At 58.0% G+C, this 17,555-nt stretch carries 15 protein-coding genes; 7 read left to right on the top strand and 8 right to left on the bottom strand.

Features of this window, described 5'->3' with window-relative positions:
* Nucleotides 1–6: 6 nt before the first annotated feature.
* From AC3CHX_RS08305 to AC3CHX_RS08290, 4 genes are all read left to right on the top strand, one after another.
* Nucleotides 7–564 (top strand): fimbrial protein, encoded by a 558-nt coding sequence (locus AC3CHX_RS08305; RefSeq protein ID WP_488643571.1) that lies wholly within the window; start codon nucleotides 7–9, stop codon nucleotides 562–564.
* A 56-nt stretch (nucleotides 565–620) separates the two neighbouring features.
* The gene (locus tag AC3CHX_RS08300) at nucleotides 621–1,355 is read left to right on the top strand and encodes a fimbria/pilus periplasmic chaperone (protein WP_488643570.1); all 735 of its coding nucleotides are present in this window, start codon (nucleotides 621–623) and stop codon (nucleotides 1,353–1,355) included.
* 286 nt (nucleotides 1,356–1,641) lie between these two features.
* Nucleotides 1,642–4,266 (top strand): fimbria/pilus outer membrane usher protein, encoded by a 2,625-nt coding sequence (locus AC3CHX_RS08295; protein ID WP_488643569.1) that lies wholly within the window; start codon nucleotides 1,642–1,644, stop codon nucleotides 4,264–4,266.
* An 81-nt stretch (nucleotides 4,267–4,347) separates the two neighbouring features.
* Entirely contained in the window at nucleotides 4,348–5,364 is a 1,017-nt protein-coding gene (locus AC3CHX_RS08290) for a fimbrial protein (RefSeq protein WP_488643568.1), read from the top strand.
* A gap of 49 nt (nucleotides 5,365–5,413) precedes the next feature.
* On the opposite strand, the gene AC3CHX_RS08285 is transcribed toward AC3CHX_RS08290, so the two are convergent.
* Nucleotides 5,414–6,322: a LysR family transcriptional regulator gene (locus tag AC3CHX_RS08285; protein WP_488643567.1), complete on the bottom strand. Its 909-nt coding sequence runs from the start codon at nucleotides 6,320–6,322 to the stop codon at nucleotides 5,414–5,416.
* Nucleotides 6,323–6,466: 144 nt separating this feature from the next.
* Between AC3CHX_RS08285 and AC3CHX_RS08280 the strand changes: the two genes are divergently transcribed.
* The 3 genes from AC3CHX_RS08280 to AC3CHX_RS08270 are packed head-to-tail and all read left to right on the top strand — an operon-like array spanning nucleotide 6,467 to nucleotide 10,891.
* Entirely contained in the window at nucleotides 6,467–7,828 is a 1,362-nt protein-coding gene (locus AC3CHX_RS08280) for an MFS transporter (protein WP_488643566.1), read from the top strand.
* 10 nt (nucleotides 7,829–7,838) lie between these two features.
* Nucleotides 7,839–9,371, top strand: coding sequence for a M81 family metallopeptidase (locus AC3CHX_RS08275; protein WP_488643565.1), 1,533 nt, complete (start codon nucleotides 7,839–7,841; stop codon nucleotides 9,369–9,371).
* An 11-nt stretch (nucleotides 9,372–9,382) separates the two neighbouring features.
* Entirely contained in the window at nucleotides 9,383–10,891 is a 1,509-nt protein-coding gene (locus tag AC3CHX_RS08270) for an amidase (RefSeq protein ID WP_488643564.1), read from the top strand.
* 107 nt (nucleotides 10,892–10,998) lie between these two features.
* Here the strand turns inward: AC3CHX_RS08270 and AC3CHX_RS08265 are convergent, their stop codons facing one another.
* The 7 genes from AC3CHX_RS08265 to AC3CHX_RS08235 form a co-directional block, all read right to left on the bottom strand.
* Nucleotides 10,999–11,409, bottom strand: a complete 411-nt coding sequence (locus AC3CHX_RS08265; protein ID WP_488643563.1) for a PIN domain-containing protein — start codon at nucleotides 11,407–11,409, stop codon at nucleotides 10,999–11,001.
* Nucleotides 11,406–11,666, bottom strand: coding sequence for an antitoxin (locus AC3CHX_RS08260; protein WP_488643562.1), 261 nt, complete (start codon nucleotides 11,664–11,666; stop codon nucleotides 11,406–11,408). Before AC3CHX_RS08260 ends, AC3CHX_RS08265 begins: the two co-directional genes overlap by 4 nt.
* Before the next feature lie 242 nt (nucleotides 11,667–11,908).
* Complete coding sequence (locus AC3CHX_RS08255) at nucleotides 11,909–12,478, bottom strand: DUF1120 domain-containing protein (RefSeq protein WP_488643561.1); 570 nt, start codon at nucleotides 12,476–12,478, stop codon at nucleotides 11,909–11,911.
* Between the two features lie 65 nt (nucleotides 12,479–12,543).
* Nucleotides 12,544–15,048, bottom strand: coding sequence for a fimbria/pilus outer membrane usher protein (locus AC3CHX_RS08250; RefSeq protein WP_488643560.1), 2,505 nt, complete (start codon nucleotides 15,046–15,048; stop codon nucleotides 12,544–12,546).
* A 24-nt stretch (nucleotides 15,049–15,072) separates the two neighbouring features.
* The gene (locus AC3CHX_RS08245; RefSeq protein ID WP_488643559.1) at nucleotides 15,073–15,795 is read right to left on the bottom strand and encodes a fimbria/pilus chaperone family protein; all 723 of its coding nucleotides are present in this window, start codon (nucleotides 15,793–15,795) and stop codon (nucleotides 15,073–15,075) included.
* Nucleotides 15,796–15,953: 158 nt separating this feature from the next.
* Nucleotides 15,954–16,592, bottom strand: coding sequence for a DUF1120 domain-containing protein (locus AC3CHX_RS08240; protein WP_488643558.1), 639 nt, complete (start codon nucleotides 16,590–16,592; stop codon nucleotides 15,954–15,956).
* Between the two features lie 357 nt (nucleotides 16,593–16,949).
* The gene (locus AC3CHX_RS08235; protein ID WP_488643557.1) at nucleotides 16,950–17,378 is read right to left on the bottom strand and encodes a response regulator; all 429 of its coding nucleotides are present in this window, start codon (nucleotides 17,376–17,378) and stop codon (nucleotides 16,950–16,952) included.
* Nucleotides 17,379–17,555 lie beyond the last annotated feature (177 nt).

The raw sequence follows: 17,555 nt of genomic DNA, 5'->3' as shown, positions 1-17,555 counted from the left end.
TACATCATGAAAAAACAAGTACTCATTCTGGCTCTCTTGGCTTCCGCCGGCTTCGTCGGCTCTTCTTCTGCTGCTGCCGCTGACGGCAACATCAACTTCACCGGCGCAATCTCTTCGACGACTTGCAAGATTGAAGGTGTCGCGGCCAACGGTTCGGTCGACAAGAATGTGTTGTTGCCGACCGTCAGCACATCTGCGCTGAGCAAAGTCGGCGCAATTGCCGGCGCGACGCCATTCACCATTACCTTGGGCGGCGCGGATGATGCCAGCTGCACAAACGGCGTGTTGGCACAAGTCTACTTCGAACCGACCAGCCCGCAAATCAACGCGGCTACCGGTAACCTGAGTGTCACGGCTGGTGGCGCAGAAGGCGTTGAAATCCAGGTGCTGGACGCACAAAACAAGGTACTGGATCTGCGTGACCCATCGACCAACACAGAGAAAGTCACCATCGCGTCCAACACTGCCGTCCTGAAATATGCCGGTCAATACGTCGCAACCTCCGATGCTGTCAAGGCAGGCGCTGCCAACAGCACTGTGAAGTACTCGATTGCCTACAACTGATCGGTAGCGCTCAGCGTTTTTTTGATCCATCTTTTTTTGTCTAGTTAGGGAACGTCATGACCTTCATTTCGCGATATCTGGCTGCCTTGTGTGTCATGGCGGCGACCGTTGCCACCGGGCCGGTGCAGGCCGGTGTCGTCATCAGCGGCACCCGTGTGGTATATGCCGCACAGGATCGCGAGGTGACGGTCAAGCTCAGTAATGACGGCAGCAAACCCGCGCTATTGCAAACCTGGCTGGATACGGGAGATGCCCAGGCATCTCCCGACACCATCAAAGTACCCTTTATCCTGTCGCCGCCGATGTTCCGCATGGATGCCGGTAAAGGCCAGGCGATTCGCATGGTGTACACCATGGAACCGCTGGCCAGCGATAAGGAAACACTGTTCTGGTTCAACGTACTGGAAGTGCCGGCGAAAGCGGGCGGGGATAGCAATGTATTGCAATTCGCTTTCCGTACCCGGATCAAAGTATTTTTCCGTCCGGAAAAACTGGAAGGCGATGTCAATGAAGCGGCTGACAAAATACAGTGGAAGCTGACTTCCGCGCATGGCAAGGTGTCGCTGGTCGCGACCAACCCGACACCGTATTTCGTGTCGTATGCGCAGATTGGCGTCAAGGCAGGCAAGCATCTTGTTCAATCCGTCGGTTCCGGCGGCATGGTGGGTCCGATGGATTCGGCGACTTTTGAACTGGAGGGCGAGCCTCCTGCCGGCCCCGTGCTGGCGCACTATAAATGGCTCAACGATTTCGGTGGACAGGTTGCGGGCGAGTCCCGCATCACACAGTAACAACAGCGTAGAAATATCGTGAGCGATCATAGCGATCGCCGCGACTAAATCCCTTTACCTCTCCCTGTTTTATACGCCCGAGTCGGCGTAGGGGGATGCCTTTGCCTTTTTCCCATGCCCGAGGGCGAACGCCGATGAGCAGTAACTCGCGTAGCCCGCCCGCCTGACGGAGTGTTGACATGGTTCGTGGCGCGCACCGGCTGTTTTTTTGAATTGAAAGATTATGCTAGCTAACCGCTCCGAATCTCCAGTTTTACCCAGTGCGCCCTCCGCACGAGCGTGGTGCTTGAACGCAAGGTACGCATGCATTTTGGCGGCATTCGCCATTGCGCCGTTGTCGGTGTCGGCTGCGCCCGATGTACAGAGCGCCACCGCATCAATGCCGGATTTGGCACAAGTAACGTTCGATCCGGCTTTCATCACGCCGGCAGGCCAATCCGACGCCGTCGATCTATCGCGCTTTGAGCGTGCCAATATTGTTCTGCCCGGCAGCTACCGGGTGGATCTCACCGTGAATGGGCAGTGGCGCGGCCGCGAGGATTTCACTTTCGCCGCGGTTGAGGGCAAGGAAAGCGCAGCGCCCTGCTTCGATCGCGCCATGCTGATCCGCCTGGGCGTCGATCTGGACAAAGCCGCCGGCGGAGATCAAACTCCGGCCAGCCAGGCCCGGCCTTTTCCGGCCACGGCTTTCTGCGGCGATCTGGACCAATACATAGCGGGCGCGCAAGTCAGCTTCGACATGTCCGAGCAAAAGATCGACATCAGCGTGCCGCAGCTGTATATGAAGCGTTCGGCGCGCGGCTGGGTCAGCCCGGATCAATGGGACCGCGGCGTACCGGCAGCGCTGCTGAGCTATACCGCCAACACCTATCAAACCGCCAGCAATGGCCGCAGCCAGACCCAGGCGTATGTCGGTCTGAATGGCGGCATCAATGCCGGCGACTGGCGCCTGCGGCATAGCGGTTCGATGAGTTGGGCTGCCGGCGGCGGCCGCTCGGGCTATCAGAGCAGCATGACGTATTTGCAGCGCGATATCAGCGCCGCCCAGGCGCAACTGGTGATCGGCGACAGCTATACCAGCGGCTCTCTGTTCGACAGTATCCGTTTTCGCGGCGTGCAACTGGCCAGCGATGAGCGCATGCTGCCGGATTCGCAACGCGGCTATGCGCCGGTGGTGCGCGGCACGGCGGAAAGCAATGCCAAGGTCACCATCAAACAGCGCGGTTTCGTCCTCTACGAAACCACGGTCGCCCCCGGCCCGTTCGAAATCAACGATCTCTATCCTACGGGCTATGGCGGCGATCTGACCGTGACGGTCACCGAAGCCAATGGCCAGGAAAAAACCTTTACGGTGCCATTTGCCGCGACGGTACAGCTGCTGCGCCCGGGTGTCACGCGCTACAGCGTCACGGCCGGGCGGATCGGCGAAATGGGCCTGCGCAACAAGCCGGGCATCGTGCAGGCGACACTGCAGCACGGCATCAACAATACCTTCACCGCATATACCGGCGGCGTGGCTTCCGACGGCTATCTGGCGGCGCTGGTCGGGAGCGCCGCGAATACCCCGGCCGGGGCTTTTTCAGCCGACCTGACAGCGGCACGCACCACAATGCCTGCCATGCACGGCAATCGCAACGCGCAAGGCGACAGCAGCGGTCAAAGCGTGCGCTTCGGTTACAGCAAGAACGTGACCGGGACCGGCACCAATTTCTCGCTGGCGGCGTATCGTTATTCGACCAGCGGCTACCTGAGCCTGATGGATGCCGTGCGGGTGCGCGATGCCGCCGCACGCGGCGGCGACAGCGGCACGATCGGTCGTCAACGCAGCCGCCTGGACCTGAACGTCAACCAGACCCTGGGCCAGGGTTACGGCGCGCTCTACGCGACCGGTTCCGCGATCAGTTACTGGAACAAGGTCGGCGATCAACGCAATTTTTCGCTCGGCTATAGCAACAACTGGAAGCAGATCAGCTACAACGTCTCGGTCCAGCGCGTCCGCGACCTGTCGCCGCATGCCGCGACGCAAACCAGGCGTTCCGACACCGCGATAAATTTCAGCCTGTCGATGCCGCTGGGACGTGCCGCACGTGCGCCAACGTTCAACAGCAGCTTCAGCCGCTCGCCGCAAAGCGGCAGCAACCTGATGGCAGGCGTCTCCGGCACGGCCGGCGACCACAATCAAATCGGTTACGGCGTATCGGCCAGCCGTCGGACGAGCAACGACAGTGGCAGCAGCACCGGCAATGCCAACCTGCAGTACAACACCTCGATTGCGAACCTGTCCGCCAGTGCCAGCGTCGGCGCCGGTTATCGGCAAACCGCATTCGGCGCGGCCGGCGCCATCGTGGCGCATGCGGGCGGCGTGCTGTTGGCGCAGTCATTGGGCGAGACCATCGGCATCGTCCATGCACCGGATGCGACCGGCGCCGCCGTCACCAACGGGAATGCGGTGCGCGTGAATGGCAGCGGCTATGCGGTGGTGCCGTATCTGACGCCCTATCAGCTCAATACCGTCGACCTCGATCCGAAAGATATACCGACCGACGTCGAATTGAAGGCCACCACGCAAAACGTCGCGCCGCGCGCCGGCTCCGTCGTGATGTTGCAGTACGACACCGTGTTCGGCCGCGCCATGCTGATCAACACCCTGCAGGCGAATGGCCAGCCGGTGCCGTTCGCAGCGTCGGTGTTCGATGCCAAAGGCAATAGCGTCGGCGCGGTCGGGCAAGGCAGCCGCGTGTTTGCACGCGGCATGGACGATACCGGCGTCCTCAGCGTCAAGTGGGGCGGCGCGCCGGATCAGCAATGTGCGATCTCTTATGCACTGCCGCCGAAAGGCAAGGGCCGTCAGGAAACGGTCGATCGACTGGAGGCGCAGTGCCTGCCGATTGCGCCGGGGCAGGCGTCGTAAAAACCCTTTTTCTCCAGAATCCGCCGGACAGTGTGCGCGCAATCCGGCCTTTTGCTGCAACCTTATAGGTGAACTGAAATCATGAACAAGCTAATCCGCATCCCGGCAATCAAACTGGCGAGGCTATCCATAACAGTCTGCATGCTGCTGGCGACCTTGCTCGTTCCGAGCATAGGCCACGCATTGGGCTGCAAGGAGGAAAGCACGAACGCCGTAGTGTTGACGGATAACCTGCCGGGCAATCTAAGCGCTCCGGCGAACGCCGCCGATGGAACGGTCCTGTGGAGATCTCCCGAGCGTACCATCCGGGTATTGTGTTGGAGTGATTGGGATCCTTCAGTAAGAGGAGCTATTTTTTTCGTCGTGAATCCTGAACATGTCGCTCTTGGTCAAGGAATTGAGGTTGGAATCGTTTATAAGGGCACTACCGATACGAAAACAAGCGGCCTGATTTACACCGGTCACGATATCAATGGCGCGCAAACAACGTTCAACCTTACCTATTCGACCGTCATATTAAAAAAGGGGGCAATCCCGGGTAACGGCGTTGCCACGTTAAATAACTATCGTGTTTTCCAACTTGACGGGGGGCCACTGAACGCTGCGCCGGGCCGGAACCTGAACCAGGTGATTAACGGAACAATCAGGTTTACCAAAGCGACATGTTCGCTGAACACGCCGTCTGTTGCCGTACCGCTGGGAACCATCAAGGCCAGCAGCTTCACCGGCGTCGGCACAAGCTCGCCCAGTCAGTCGTTCAAGATCGGTCTGTCCTGTGAGGGCGGAGATCCGGACGCGACAACCACAGTGTTCGCTACACTTACCGACCAGACCGCCCCGGGCAACCGTTCGGATCAGTTAACCCTGACGCCCGCTTCGACGGCGACGGGAATCGCGATTCAGGTGCTGCACGACAGCACCGTGCTGAAATACGGTCCCGACTCGAATGCATCCGACAACGTGAATCAGTGGCAGGCCGGCACGACGGGAAACGGGACGTTCGACATTCCGCTGGCGGCACGCTATGTACAGACGGCCTCCAAAGTCACGGCGGGCTCCGCCAATGCGAAGGCGACAGTCACAATGAGTTATCGGTAAGCGACTGCGATGCGGGCGCAACGATGAATGACGTCGTTGCACAGCGGCATCAAACATAGGCAGATAATTTCGCGACGATGTGCCCCAGCAGTTTATTGCTGGCAATCGGCAGCGGCCGCCCCAGGCGCACAATCACGCGGCCCTCCGTAGACGCAAGAATCGGACTGGCGATGTCAAGCGCGACCAGTTCGCCGCTATCGATTTCGCGCCGCGTTGCGAACGCCGGCATGAACGTGACGCCGTCACCGCCGCCGACAAAGCGCTTCAGCACGACAATCGAATTGGTCGTCAGTGCGGGAATCAGGCGAATTCTTTCCGAGAATTCCAGCAGCTGGAGGATTTGTCGTAAACCGAAGGATGCGGTCATCAGCCCTACGGGGTAGCGCATGGCGTCGGCCAGCGTGACCGGTACGCGCGCTGACGCGAGCGGATGGTTGCGGCTGACCAGCAGGCAGACCGGCTGCGCCATCGTGAAACGACAGCGCACGGCGGGATTGATGGGCGGGTTGAAGGCCAGCCCGATATGCGCGGCGTCCTCGACGACTGCGGTCACCACTTCGCTGGCGGAGGCCTGGGTGACGCTGACATTCAAGCGCGGGTATTCACGACAGAAGTCGTTCAAGACCTCATCCATCAATGCATCGGCAAAGCCCTCGGTCGTGACGATATCGACATTTCCGCGTTGCAGGCCATGCAATTCCTGCAAGCGCGCTGTGAGGTGTTCCTGTTGCGAACAACATCCACGGTGGTATTCGAGCAGGATGCCGGCAGCCTCGGTTGGCACGACGCCGCGTGCGCGGCGCTCGAACAGCGTGACGGCAAGCTCTTGTTCCAGCAGCCTGATCTGGCGGGCGATCACCGATGGAGCGATATCCAGTTGATCGGCGGCGCCGCGCATCGACCCGGCCACAAACACCGCATGGAAATAATGCATACGTCTCTGGTTGATTTGGTTCATTGCGCATCCTGTTCGACCTTGCACACCGTTGCCCATCGGGCAACGCCAAGTTACTGCCGCTAGTATTGCCAAACGGCAACTGATCGTCAATCATCCATGTCCGAGTTCGCATTACAACATGCTCTTCACATAGGACACAAAACTATGACCACAGCGCAACCCACCACATCCGCCGCCGAGCTTGCGGCAATTTACCGAAAGATCAACTGGCGAATTCTCCCGTTCCTCCTGCTTTGCTACGTCTTCGCCTATCTCGATCGTATCAATATCGGTTTTGCAAAATTACAAATGCAACAGGACATCGGCATTGACGATGCCGTATATGGCCTGGCCGCGGGCGTGTTTTTCCTCGGTTACGTGTTGTTTGAAATCCCCAGCAATCTGCTCCTCGTCAGAATAGGCGCACGCAAGACGATCAGCCGGATCATGGTGTTGTGGGGCTTGACCTCGGCGTCGATGCTGTTCATTCATGACGAGCAAAGTTTCTACCTGTTGCGCTTCCTGCTCGGCGTCTTCGAAGCCGGCTTCTTTCCGGGAGTGGTTTTCTACTTTACCTATTGGTACTCGTCATCGCGCATGGCTGGCGCTCTGTCGATCCTGTTGCTTACCGGGCCGATCGGCGGCATGGCGGGCGGTCCCGTGTCCACCTGGCTGATGACCGCGTTCGCAGGCAGTCAAGGCCTGCAAGGATGGCAATGGATGTTTTTGTTCGAAGGGCTGCCCTGCGTCATATTGGGCGTCATCGCGTTTTTCTTGCTGGATGACAAGCCGGCGCAGGCACACTGGCTGTCGGCGCATGAAAAGACATTGCTGGCCGCCGATATTACGCCACCCCAGTCCTCGCACTCCTCGTTCCGGCATGTATTGAGGGATGGGCACATCTATGCGATGGCGTTCAGCTACTTTTGCCTGATCAGCGGCATTTACACGATCAGCTTCTGGTTGCCTACGATGCTGAAAAGCGTCGGCGTGGTGGACGTGATGCAAATCGGACTGTATTCGGCCCTCCCCTACGTCGTGGCAGCCATCAGCATGGTTGCCTTTGCCCGCAGCTCCGACCGTCACCGCGAGCGGCGCTGGTGCTGTGCGGTGCCGGCTTTTCTGAGCGCGCTGACGCTCGGGATAGCAACGCTGGCGGCCGATCATTTCGTGCTGTTCCTGGTGTGCATGAGCCTCGCAACCGCCTTCGTATGGTCTTCCTATACCGTGTTTTGGGCAATGCCATCCGATTATCTGAAAGGCGATGCGGCCGCAGGCGGGATCGCGCTCATCAATAGTATCGGGTTGCTCGGCGGTTTTGTGAGCCCACTCATCATCGGCTGGGCTAAAACAACTTATGGCAGCATGAACGCCGGCCTGTTCGTGATGGTCGGATTGCTGGTCCTGGGCGGCATTGCGATCGTGCTCAATCGCATGTCCGCACCGGTCGCGCTGCCACAGCGCGCCGGCTGGCGTCAAACCGAGGCCTCCGGCAGCCGCAAAGCGCCCGAGACTACACTGCACTGAACCCGAAGGATTGTTTATGCGCATACTGATTGCAGGATTTCAGCACGAGACCAACACCTTCGCGCCGTCCAAGGCCGCGTATGAAAATTTCATTCGCGGCGAAGGCTTCCCCGCTCTGTCGCGCGGCAACGATATGTTCGCGCTGCGCGACGTGAATATTCCCATCGGCGGCTTTATCAATGCGATGCAACAGCACGATTTGATACCGGTGATCTGGGCGGGCGCCAGTCCGTCCGCACAGGTCACCGAAGATGCGTACGAGTGCATCGCCGGGGAAATCGTGGCTGCGGCGCGCACGCAGGCATGCGACGCGATCTATCTGGATCTGCATGGTGCCATGGTCGCCGAACACCTGGACGACGGCGAGGGTGAATTGCTTGAGCGGCTGCGGCAGGTTGTCGGTCCGCGCGTAGCGATCGTTGCGAGCCTGGATTTACACGCCAACGTGACCGCCCGGATGCTCCAGAATGCCGATGGCCTGATCGCCTACCGCACCTACCCGCACGTCGATATGGCCGCGACCGGTGCACGCGCCGCCGCCTTCCTGACAGGACTCGCCAGCGATGGCAGGAAGTTGCATCGTGTGGCCCGCCGGCTGCCTTTCCTGATTCCCATCAATGCCATGTGTACATTGCTGGCACCCGCGTGCGATGTATACCAGCAGCTCGCAACGCTCGAACGGCGCACCGGCGCATCACTCTCATTTGCCCCCGGCTTTCCGGCCGCCGACTTTCCCGAATGCGGGCCGGTGCTGTGGGGGTATGCGCACAACCAGGCCGATCTTGAACGAGCAGTCGCTATCTTGTACCAGGAATTGCTCAGCCGTGAAACCGAATGGTCGGTGGCACTCTATCAACCCGACGCAGCAGTCAAGGAAGCGCAGCGCATCGCGGCCAACGCCACACGTCCGGTGATTATCGCCGACACGCAAGATAATCCCGGTGCGGGCGGGAATTCCAACACGACAGGTATGTTGCGTGCGCTGATCCGTTGCGGCGCACAAGGCGCGGCGCTTGGCCTGATGGTTGATCCGCGCGCGGCGGCGCGCGCACACGAAGCCGGTGTCGGCAGTGAAATCACCCTGTCACTCGGCGGTCAGGCGGGCGTGCCCGGAGACGAACCGCTGCACGCGACGTTCTACGTCGAACACCTGTCGCATGGCAGTTGCCGACTGGACGGTCCGATGATGCGTGGCATGAAGATGGAACTGGGGCTGGTCGCATGCCTGAAAATCGACGATATCCGCGTCGTTGTCAGCGCGATCAAGGCACCCATGCAGGATCGCAATCTCTACCGCCTTGGCGGCGTCCAGCCGGAACAGATGAAAATTCTGGTGAACAAGAGTTCGGTCCACTTCCGTGCCGATTTTCAGCCGATTGCCGAAACGATTCTGGTCGCAAAAGCACCTGGGCCGTTTATCGCCGATCCCGCCGACCTTCCCTGGACACGCCTCGCCTCAGGTATCCGTACAAGTCCCGGCGGCACCCCGTTTGACGCCACAGTCCACGCTCAGCCATTTTTCGCTTCGACTCCCACCCCATGAAAGAGCACACCATGCATCCAAACTCAGCAGACAACCCGGAGGATCACAAGCCGGGGGCACAGCAGGTTCGCGTATCGACAGGCAATGCGAGCGATCTGGTCGAGCTGCAGGCAGTCGAGCTTGCCGATGCGATTCGCGCGCGCCGGGTTTCTTGCAAAGAGGTCATGCAAGCGTATCTGGCGCAGATCGATCTCTACAATCCCAAGGTGAATGCGATTGTGTCGCTGCAGGGCCGGTGTGGCCTGCTGCGCCAGGCGCAGGAGCGCGATAGCCAATTGGCCAAAGGTCAGTATCTGGGCTGGATGCATGGCTTTCCGCAAGCGCCCAAGGATTTGTCCGCGACAGCAGGGATCGTGACGACGATGGGATCGCCGATTCTCAAAAATAATATTCCGAAGATCGATGCAATCATTGTCGAGCGGGTGCGGCGCAACGGCGCCATCCTGATCGGTAAAACCAACACGCCGGAGTTCGGCCTGGGATCGCATACCTACAACAGCGTGTTCGGCACCACGTACAACGCGTACGACCAGACCAAAACCGCCGGCGGCAGCAGCGGCGGTGCGGCGGTAGCGCTGGCACTCCGGATGCTGCCGGTAGCCGATGGCAGCGACATGATGGGTTCGCTGCGCAATCCGGCCGCCTATAACAATGTGTTCGGCTTTCGTCCGTCGCTCGGACGGGTGCCGTTCGGGCCGGCCACCGACGTGTTTTATCAGCAGCTCGGCCATGAAGGACCGATGGCGCGCAGCGTCACCGACCTTGCCATGCTGCTTTCGGTGCAGGCCGGTTTCGACGACCGTGCGCCGCTGTCGATGCATGCCGATCCATCCATCTTCAGACATGCCCTGCAACATGATTTCAAGGGGGCGCGCATCGGCTGGCTGGGCGATTTCAACGGTTACCTGCCTATGGAAGCTGGTGTCATGGGACTAAGTCAGGACGCGCTGAAAAATTTTGAAACCATCGGTGCCAAGGTGGAGAATGCACAAACCGATTTTGATATGGCGCGCTTATGGAAGACCTGGCTGACGCTACGCGGATTTGTCATTGCAGGCATTGCAGGTGGCATGTATGCAGATCCGAAACTGCGCGTGCTGATGAAGCCGGAAGCCATTTGGGAAATCGAAAGCGGCTTGAAACTATCGGCAACCGATATCTACACGGCCTCGATGGAGCGTAGTGCCTGGTATCAGTCGCTGCGCACACTGTTCCAGCGTGTCGATTTTCTGGTCTTGCCATCGGCCCAGGTATTCCCGTTCGACGCCAGGCACGATTGGCCGAAAAGCATTGCCGGAAAACGCATGGACACCTATCACCGCTGGATGGAAGTGGCGATTCCAGCCACCCTCGCCGGTCTGCCGGCGATCAGCGTACCGGCAGGCTTCGGCCCAACCGGCTTGCCGATGGGCTTGCAAATCATCGGCAAGGCACAGGCGGATTTATCCCTGCTGCAAATCGCCTATGCCTATGAACAGGCCAGCTCCTACACCAAGAGACGTTCGCCATTATTGGGTTAGCCATAACCGGCGAGCCAACATTGCGATGTTGACAGAGAGATGAATTGAGACGTTTCGATTGCACTTGAGGCGTTCACCGTCGCTCGATCGCCTGTGTTGCCCATATTTCAAGCGTCCTTCGTCCAGTCCTCCAAGAGCAAGCCATCAGGGATTCGACTGAAGGCACGGTCCCTCGTCACCAAGATCGCGCCAGTTGCTTTCGCATGCGCCGCAATCATCATGTCCAGCGCTGCCAACGTCACACCCGCTGTCTCGCAAAGAACTCTTAGATTAGCGTAGGCCAAAGCAACATCCCGCGTCCAGGGCAGTACATCAACCCGAATTAAGAACTCTTGCACGCGGGTTGACAGACCTGACGGATGGCCACGTTTGGCGACACCGTACAACAACTCAGCCTCAGTAACGACGGACGCCGCGATACTGCGTATAGGCACATCCGCAAGGCGCTTTCTGACGATTGGAATATCACCTTTGATGACGTGGCTGGCGATATTCGTGTCCAGCATGTAGATCGTCATGCGTCCATGCCTTCAAACGGATCACGGCTATCCTCTCCCTGATTGCGGTCGGCATCCGTCATGAAGTCGTCCGGCACCTCCGTCGTGGCATCGAGCGCAAAAAAGTCGGCCCACGAATCGGGGCGACGTGACAAGACAACATCTCCAGTGCGTTGGTCACGCCGAATGAAAACCTCGCTGCCCTCGAAACGGTATTCCATCGGCAATCGCACAGCCTGGCTGCGACCGGTGGTGAAAAGTTTAGCGGTATCTGTCATGGCATCTCCGAAACAAAAATAGCGATATGTATCATGATATATACCAATTCACGATACATATCAATAGATATACCGACTAATCTACCAATATTTTGTCGGAAACAGCACAGCGGCAACGTGAAAGATGCGCGATTACTTAGTAATTGCTCAATCGCCAAGCACTTCAGCGCCAGTCCTGTCGTCAGTGCATTCAACGCATATCGGAAGTGACAACGCCCGTAGCAAAAGACTGCGCAAGAACGTTAACGCTCGATCACTTCAAAAGTAGCATTGCCTTGCCAGGTGGTCCGGTCCCGCACGCGGGTTGCGGCCTCGCTGATCGCCGTATCGATACGCGCCTGCAAAGAAAGGCTTTTCCCTTTAGCCGACTGCCCGGCAACGACGGGGACCACCATGCTGCCAGGCGTGACGGATACCGCTGCGCTTGATTCAGCGACGATTTTGCTCCCCGCTTGTGACAATCCTAAATTGACCGGCTGGCCATCCAACAAGGCACCGGACAGGCGCATCGTGAATTGACCGCTATCGCCAAATTTGAAACGCTCCAGCCCCGCCGGTCCCTTGACCATCAGCGCGAAGGCCGTGGATTTCCGACACAGTACATTCAATGTGATTTGACGGCTGCCCAACGACAGACCGGCAGCAGAGCCGGGGTTGCCCAGCATGCCCGCGCGCGTTACCTTACCGTAATCCAGCGTCGTCTCGTTCAGTTGCAGCTGACAATTCTCAGCGCAGGCATTGACAGCCAGGCATGACCACAGATTGAGTATGAGCAATAACAGCCCCAGCCGACCGGGTTTCAGATTGTGCATTTCGTTTACCTCAGATGACTTGACGACACAACATATCCGAACAGACCGTGGTTCCGGCCTTCAATTTATGGTCCCTGCCCTGGCGCGCGACAGACGGCATTTATCGTCTCAAAATAGACGTTCACCTTTGGTTTTTCCGGCAAGGCAAAATCCAGAGCACACTGTTTGCCGTCGGGCAGGTTGATTCTTAAACCATCGGCCAGCTGACCGTTGGATAGAAACAACTTGCCGCCATCGACGACGGTGGTCAGGAATTCATCCTGACTGCCGACCACCGATGCCCCTTTGGGCAAAGGTATGCCATCGGCAGTCGTTGCCGTCATCAACACCCGCCGTACCTTCACGACGCCAAACTTGATGTAATGGACAGAACCGCGACCCGCACCGACTTTCTTGAAGCCATTCTGGATATCGACATTGCGCGGCAACGATTTGGTCGCCACTTCCAAGCGGCTGGTGCGATACGCGGAGAGTTGCGGCACAACGGCACGTCCCCAGGCGTCGGTCCAGACCGGCCCATTCTGCGTATTGATGCGCACGCCGGAAACATCCCCCATCGTCAAGACGCCAAACGTATCCTCGATCCGGTACGGCGACAGCGTCAACCCATCCTTATGCAAAGCAACACCGCCACGCATCTGACCGCTATACGCGCTGCCGCCGGAAGCAGAACGCGCATAACCCAGGTTGACTTGCGCATAGCGCGGCAGCAAACCCGCAGTGGCGGAAACATCGACCTCGCCTTCCCGCGATTTCCGTTCCGTGCTAACGGTGTAGTTCACATACTCATTGACTTGCTCGCTCAGCGACGCCCCCAGCCGGCTCTTGCCGCCGGAATTATTCAAATAAGTTCGCACGCTACGCCGACCCAGCGGAATACTGAGGTTGACATACACGGCGTTATCGGCGCCAGCCTTGTTCGTGCTCAGGTCGCGCTCGATACTCACCGACACCGTTGCCTGCTTAAACGTTTTGTTCCAGGAACCGACCACACGCTGGCTCGATGCCCCGTTACTTGCCCCACTCTTCGCATTCGCATACGAGACACTGAATCCCCCCAGGGTCCGGTCGCTCCAGCTTAATGACGCGCTGTATTGCGCTTGCGCCCGGCTGCTTAAGTCCGGCGTAGTCCCGACAGGATTGCGGACCAACGTCGTTTCCTGTAAATCCCGGTAACCGACGGTCTGCCTGGTAGCGGATGCACCGGCGCTGAATTTATCTGACAATGCACTGCTGACAGACATACTGAATTGCGCGCCACGCACCGACTCCTGTGTGGCCGAAGAGACGACGTTACGCACACTCAGGGAACTGCCTCTGGCGATTGCCGAGTCAAGGCCCCAGCCAACGGATTGGTAACCCGACGCCAGCATTACCCCGGCAGAAAGCTGGTTGGCATCGTTCAGCGCCCAGCCGCCACTGCCGGTGACCAGCATAGGATCGTTGTGCCTGTCAACGCTGCCCGTGCCGAAACTCCGCACCTTGCCAAGCGCAAACGAATACCCGGGCGCTACCTGCGACACGCTTCCCAGCGATGCTGCGGGGACCGTAAAAGTCCGTCTGGCGCCGGATGTCCCGATTACGCTGACGATCAGGTCGGTATTCCCATTCAACAGAGGAATGTTGGTCAACGAAAAAGGACCGGCCGGCACCACGGTCGAATAAATCAACGCGCCGCTCTGACGTACTTCGACCCGTGCCGGCGCCTGGGCAATCCCTTCAATGGTGGCGCCGCCCTGGTTTTGATTACGGAGCGCCGCTTCCGGCATGACCTGGATGCCGGTAACCGCCGAACCAGCCACTACCGAGCTGCCGATATTGATCTGCCCGACCTGCAAAATCGCTTTGTAATCGACGAACGTGTGCTGCCCGTAGGTATACAGCAACTGGAAGTTGGTCTTATTGTCATGCACCGCGTAGCTTTGGCGGCTGCGCACAATCCAGTCATGACTGTTTACCCCGAGCTCGGTATTCGCCGACAAATAATCATTGCTCTTGCCGCCAAACTGGCTATTCACCGCCAACAAGTCGTAGTTCAACAAAGCAGCAGTGCCGCCGCCACTGTATTCCGTAGAATCGGCTTCCGGCGCACGCAGTGCTGCCGTCGGCACCACCAGGGCGACTTCTGCCTGACCAGGGCGTAACGCGACTTCGGTCTGCGCAAACACGGCCTTGAAGTCGTAACACAGACCAGGCAGCAGAAATTGTTTATCCGGCGTCACCAGACCGGCTTTGTCGATCAACGCTCGGTTAAAACACAGCTGACCCTGGCCGTCGAAACTGGCCTCAACCAGGCCGCGCCCGGCACCATTCACATACAGGGTAACCGGCTGTGTACCGCTGGTGAAGCGCGGCGCTTCACGAAAATATTCGGCGACTTTAGGATCGATGCCGCGTTGTTTTAGTACATCGAGATCGAAGGATTCGAGCGCTAAAAGGATGCTGCCTTTAGACGACAATCCATCGACCTCTGCACCCGGCACTGTTTGGGCGTGACCCGGGCCGGCCATCGTCAGCGCCATCAGCAACGCCATCCGGCGCAGGGCATGGAATGTGTTCTTGTTTTTCATGCGGGGACCCCATGCCCAACCCTATTACTTCCTCCGCATCGCCAGAGGGGCATCGTAAGCATCGACGGAAAATCCGTAGACCGTGGCCGGATGCAGCCGAATCGCCCGCACCGCCGCCGCGTTGACGTCCGCAGGCAATGCAATGCTGATCGCCTCGCCCGGCAGGATGTACGCACGTGGCAGCGCCACCTTGGTCTTGGCCGGTTGCAAGCTGGCCTGTTGATCAAAACGTACTACGTAGGGGCTATCGTTTTTTGCGCTGAGTTTTCCATTCGCGATCGACCACTTGAGAAGTGTCCACGGCGTACGATTCTTTGCCAGTCCACGCGGATGCAGGATGACCGGCAAATCTTGACGGACAGTGATGGCGACGGTGTTGTCGGCGCCGGTTTTTTTGGTCGGGATGCCTTCAAAACTGACGCGCTTCAGACGTTCCACCTTGAGCGGCTCTTTGGACTGAAGGATAAACCGCACCAATTGCGATTCGCCCGATTCGACGCGGGCCACCGGCGGGGTGATCACCAGTAACGACTCAGTGTCTCCCGGCAGATTTTCGATCGACGAATAGAGCAATGCCGGGCCGGCGTCGGTGTTCTTGACCTTGATGCTGGCTTCGCCATCGGCTTCGTTGACAACGACGACCGTCGTTTCGGGGATCATGCCGCTCGAAAATGCGTGACCGGCAATACTCAATAGCATTACAGCTGACAAAAGAAGAACAGATGTTTTTTTAGAAAAAGCGAACATGGCGGCATCCATAAGTAAAGATCAATAAGAAAAAATCAAAGCCCATGCGGGCATCGGGAATGTCGCGAGCGAATTGCATCGCAACCGAAAAAATGAGACCAGGGGAATAAGGACAACCGGCCACTAGCCGCGTTGTCCGATGAGAAGCTGACGAGTACTTAAACGTATTTAATTGTGATGGTGGTCAGGCCATCCAGCTTCACATCCTCAGTCAGGTCGAGGGTGTTTCTGGCGGCGATAGTTGCGACCACCTTGATGACGCCGGTGACTGTCATATAAGCCCCTGGGACCAGGGTTCCGGTTTTCGAGTACGAATTTAGCTTGCCAAGGACCACTTGCCCATCGCCATGCCTGGCCCACCCATATCCGCCGTCTGTGCTCCAGATACTATCTACGGCCGCCCCATCGCCTCGCAGGTCCGCAGCAACCTGATAGAGTTTGTAGTAGCCGGTTTTTTTGTCGCTCGAGGCACCCGATTTACCCAGACCGAACACATTTACGTCAGCGCTACTGGCAGTGCCGGCACGATTGTCCGTGAAAATGAAAGCCGTTTTCGTTGCTGCGTCACACGTGATTGTGTATGCCACCGTCTTGCTGGGAAGCTCGGTTACCGCAGTGAGAGAAAGGCTCTGCGAGGCGATTTTGCCGAAATCGACAACGCCCCCTCCGCCAAAATTTGGTACGCAAGCTGCCGGCGTGATGGTGCCGGTGATTTTAAGTTCAGCGGTATCGGCGGCGAAGGAACCGGCCGACGCGGCCGCCATCAAGCCAGCAAGAAGAATTTTTTGAAAACGCATGATCATATCCCTTTGTATAAATGTGAACGACCGTTATCCGGCAGGATTCATTCAGCAAAGAACATGCCATGCAGCACACGCAAAAAGAAAGTGACGTCAGCATTTTTAACGTCTTTAGAAAACCAATTAATTCTCTTTAGAATCAAGCACTAACGGAATCCGCATAGACCCGATTTCATTTGTTAAAATTCGTCAAATTGTGATTCGCACGTTACATGTAACGTAACGCCAGAGAACATCCCTCTTCTCGGTAGCGGAATTACACTTCCTCATCCCGCGCACAAAAACACCGCTGTCGGGCAACGACGAATGTGACGAGGGCATCGTCCACGCTACCGCCGAATACGGTCGCGCTACTCATTCACGCACCATGCCATTGACCACAGCCAGGGCATTTGCCAATAGCTGTGAAGCGTCATCCGTAGTCAGCGACTTGCTGTACGCATGAACCCTCGGGAATCCTGCGGCATGCGCCAGCAATACATGCGTATCCAGCACGTCCTTGTCCTGCGAACTCAGCCAGACGAGTATCGGTAAGGTTTGCCCGGTTCTGCGCGCCAACGCACCCTGCGCAACGGCGAACTGAGCGCCATCCATATACGGCATGTTGATGTCGCAAAAAATCACGTCAACAGGCTGGCGTGCCAGCAGCACCATCGCCTCGATGCCGTCATTCGCAACGACGACCGCGCGACATCCCAATCGACGCAGCAGATCGGAGAGAACTTTTCTTTGCAGCGGATGATCTTCGACAACGAGAATCGGCAAATCGGCAATAGTCTTCATCACATCATTCAACAAGTTTCAATGCCGGTAATTTTGTGGGGAAGTGCCTACCATGTATGTCGGAAATATCTGGTTAGCGATGCGGAATATCCATGACATGCATAGAATTTTCCTGCTTTGGCCTGAATGTATCTTGGCTGCCAAAATGGGCGATGAGGCCGAATCATGGGACGCGTC

The organism is Glaciimonas sp. OK215 (assembly GCF_057787885.1).
This window is presented reverse-complemented; position numbering and strand designations above follow the sequence as displayed.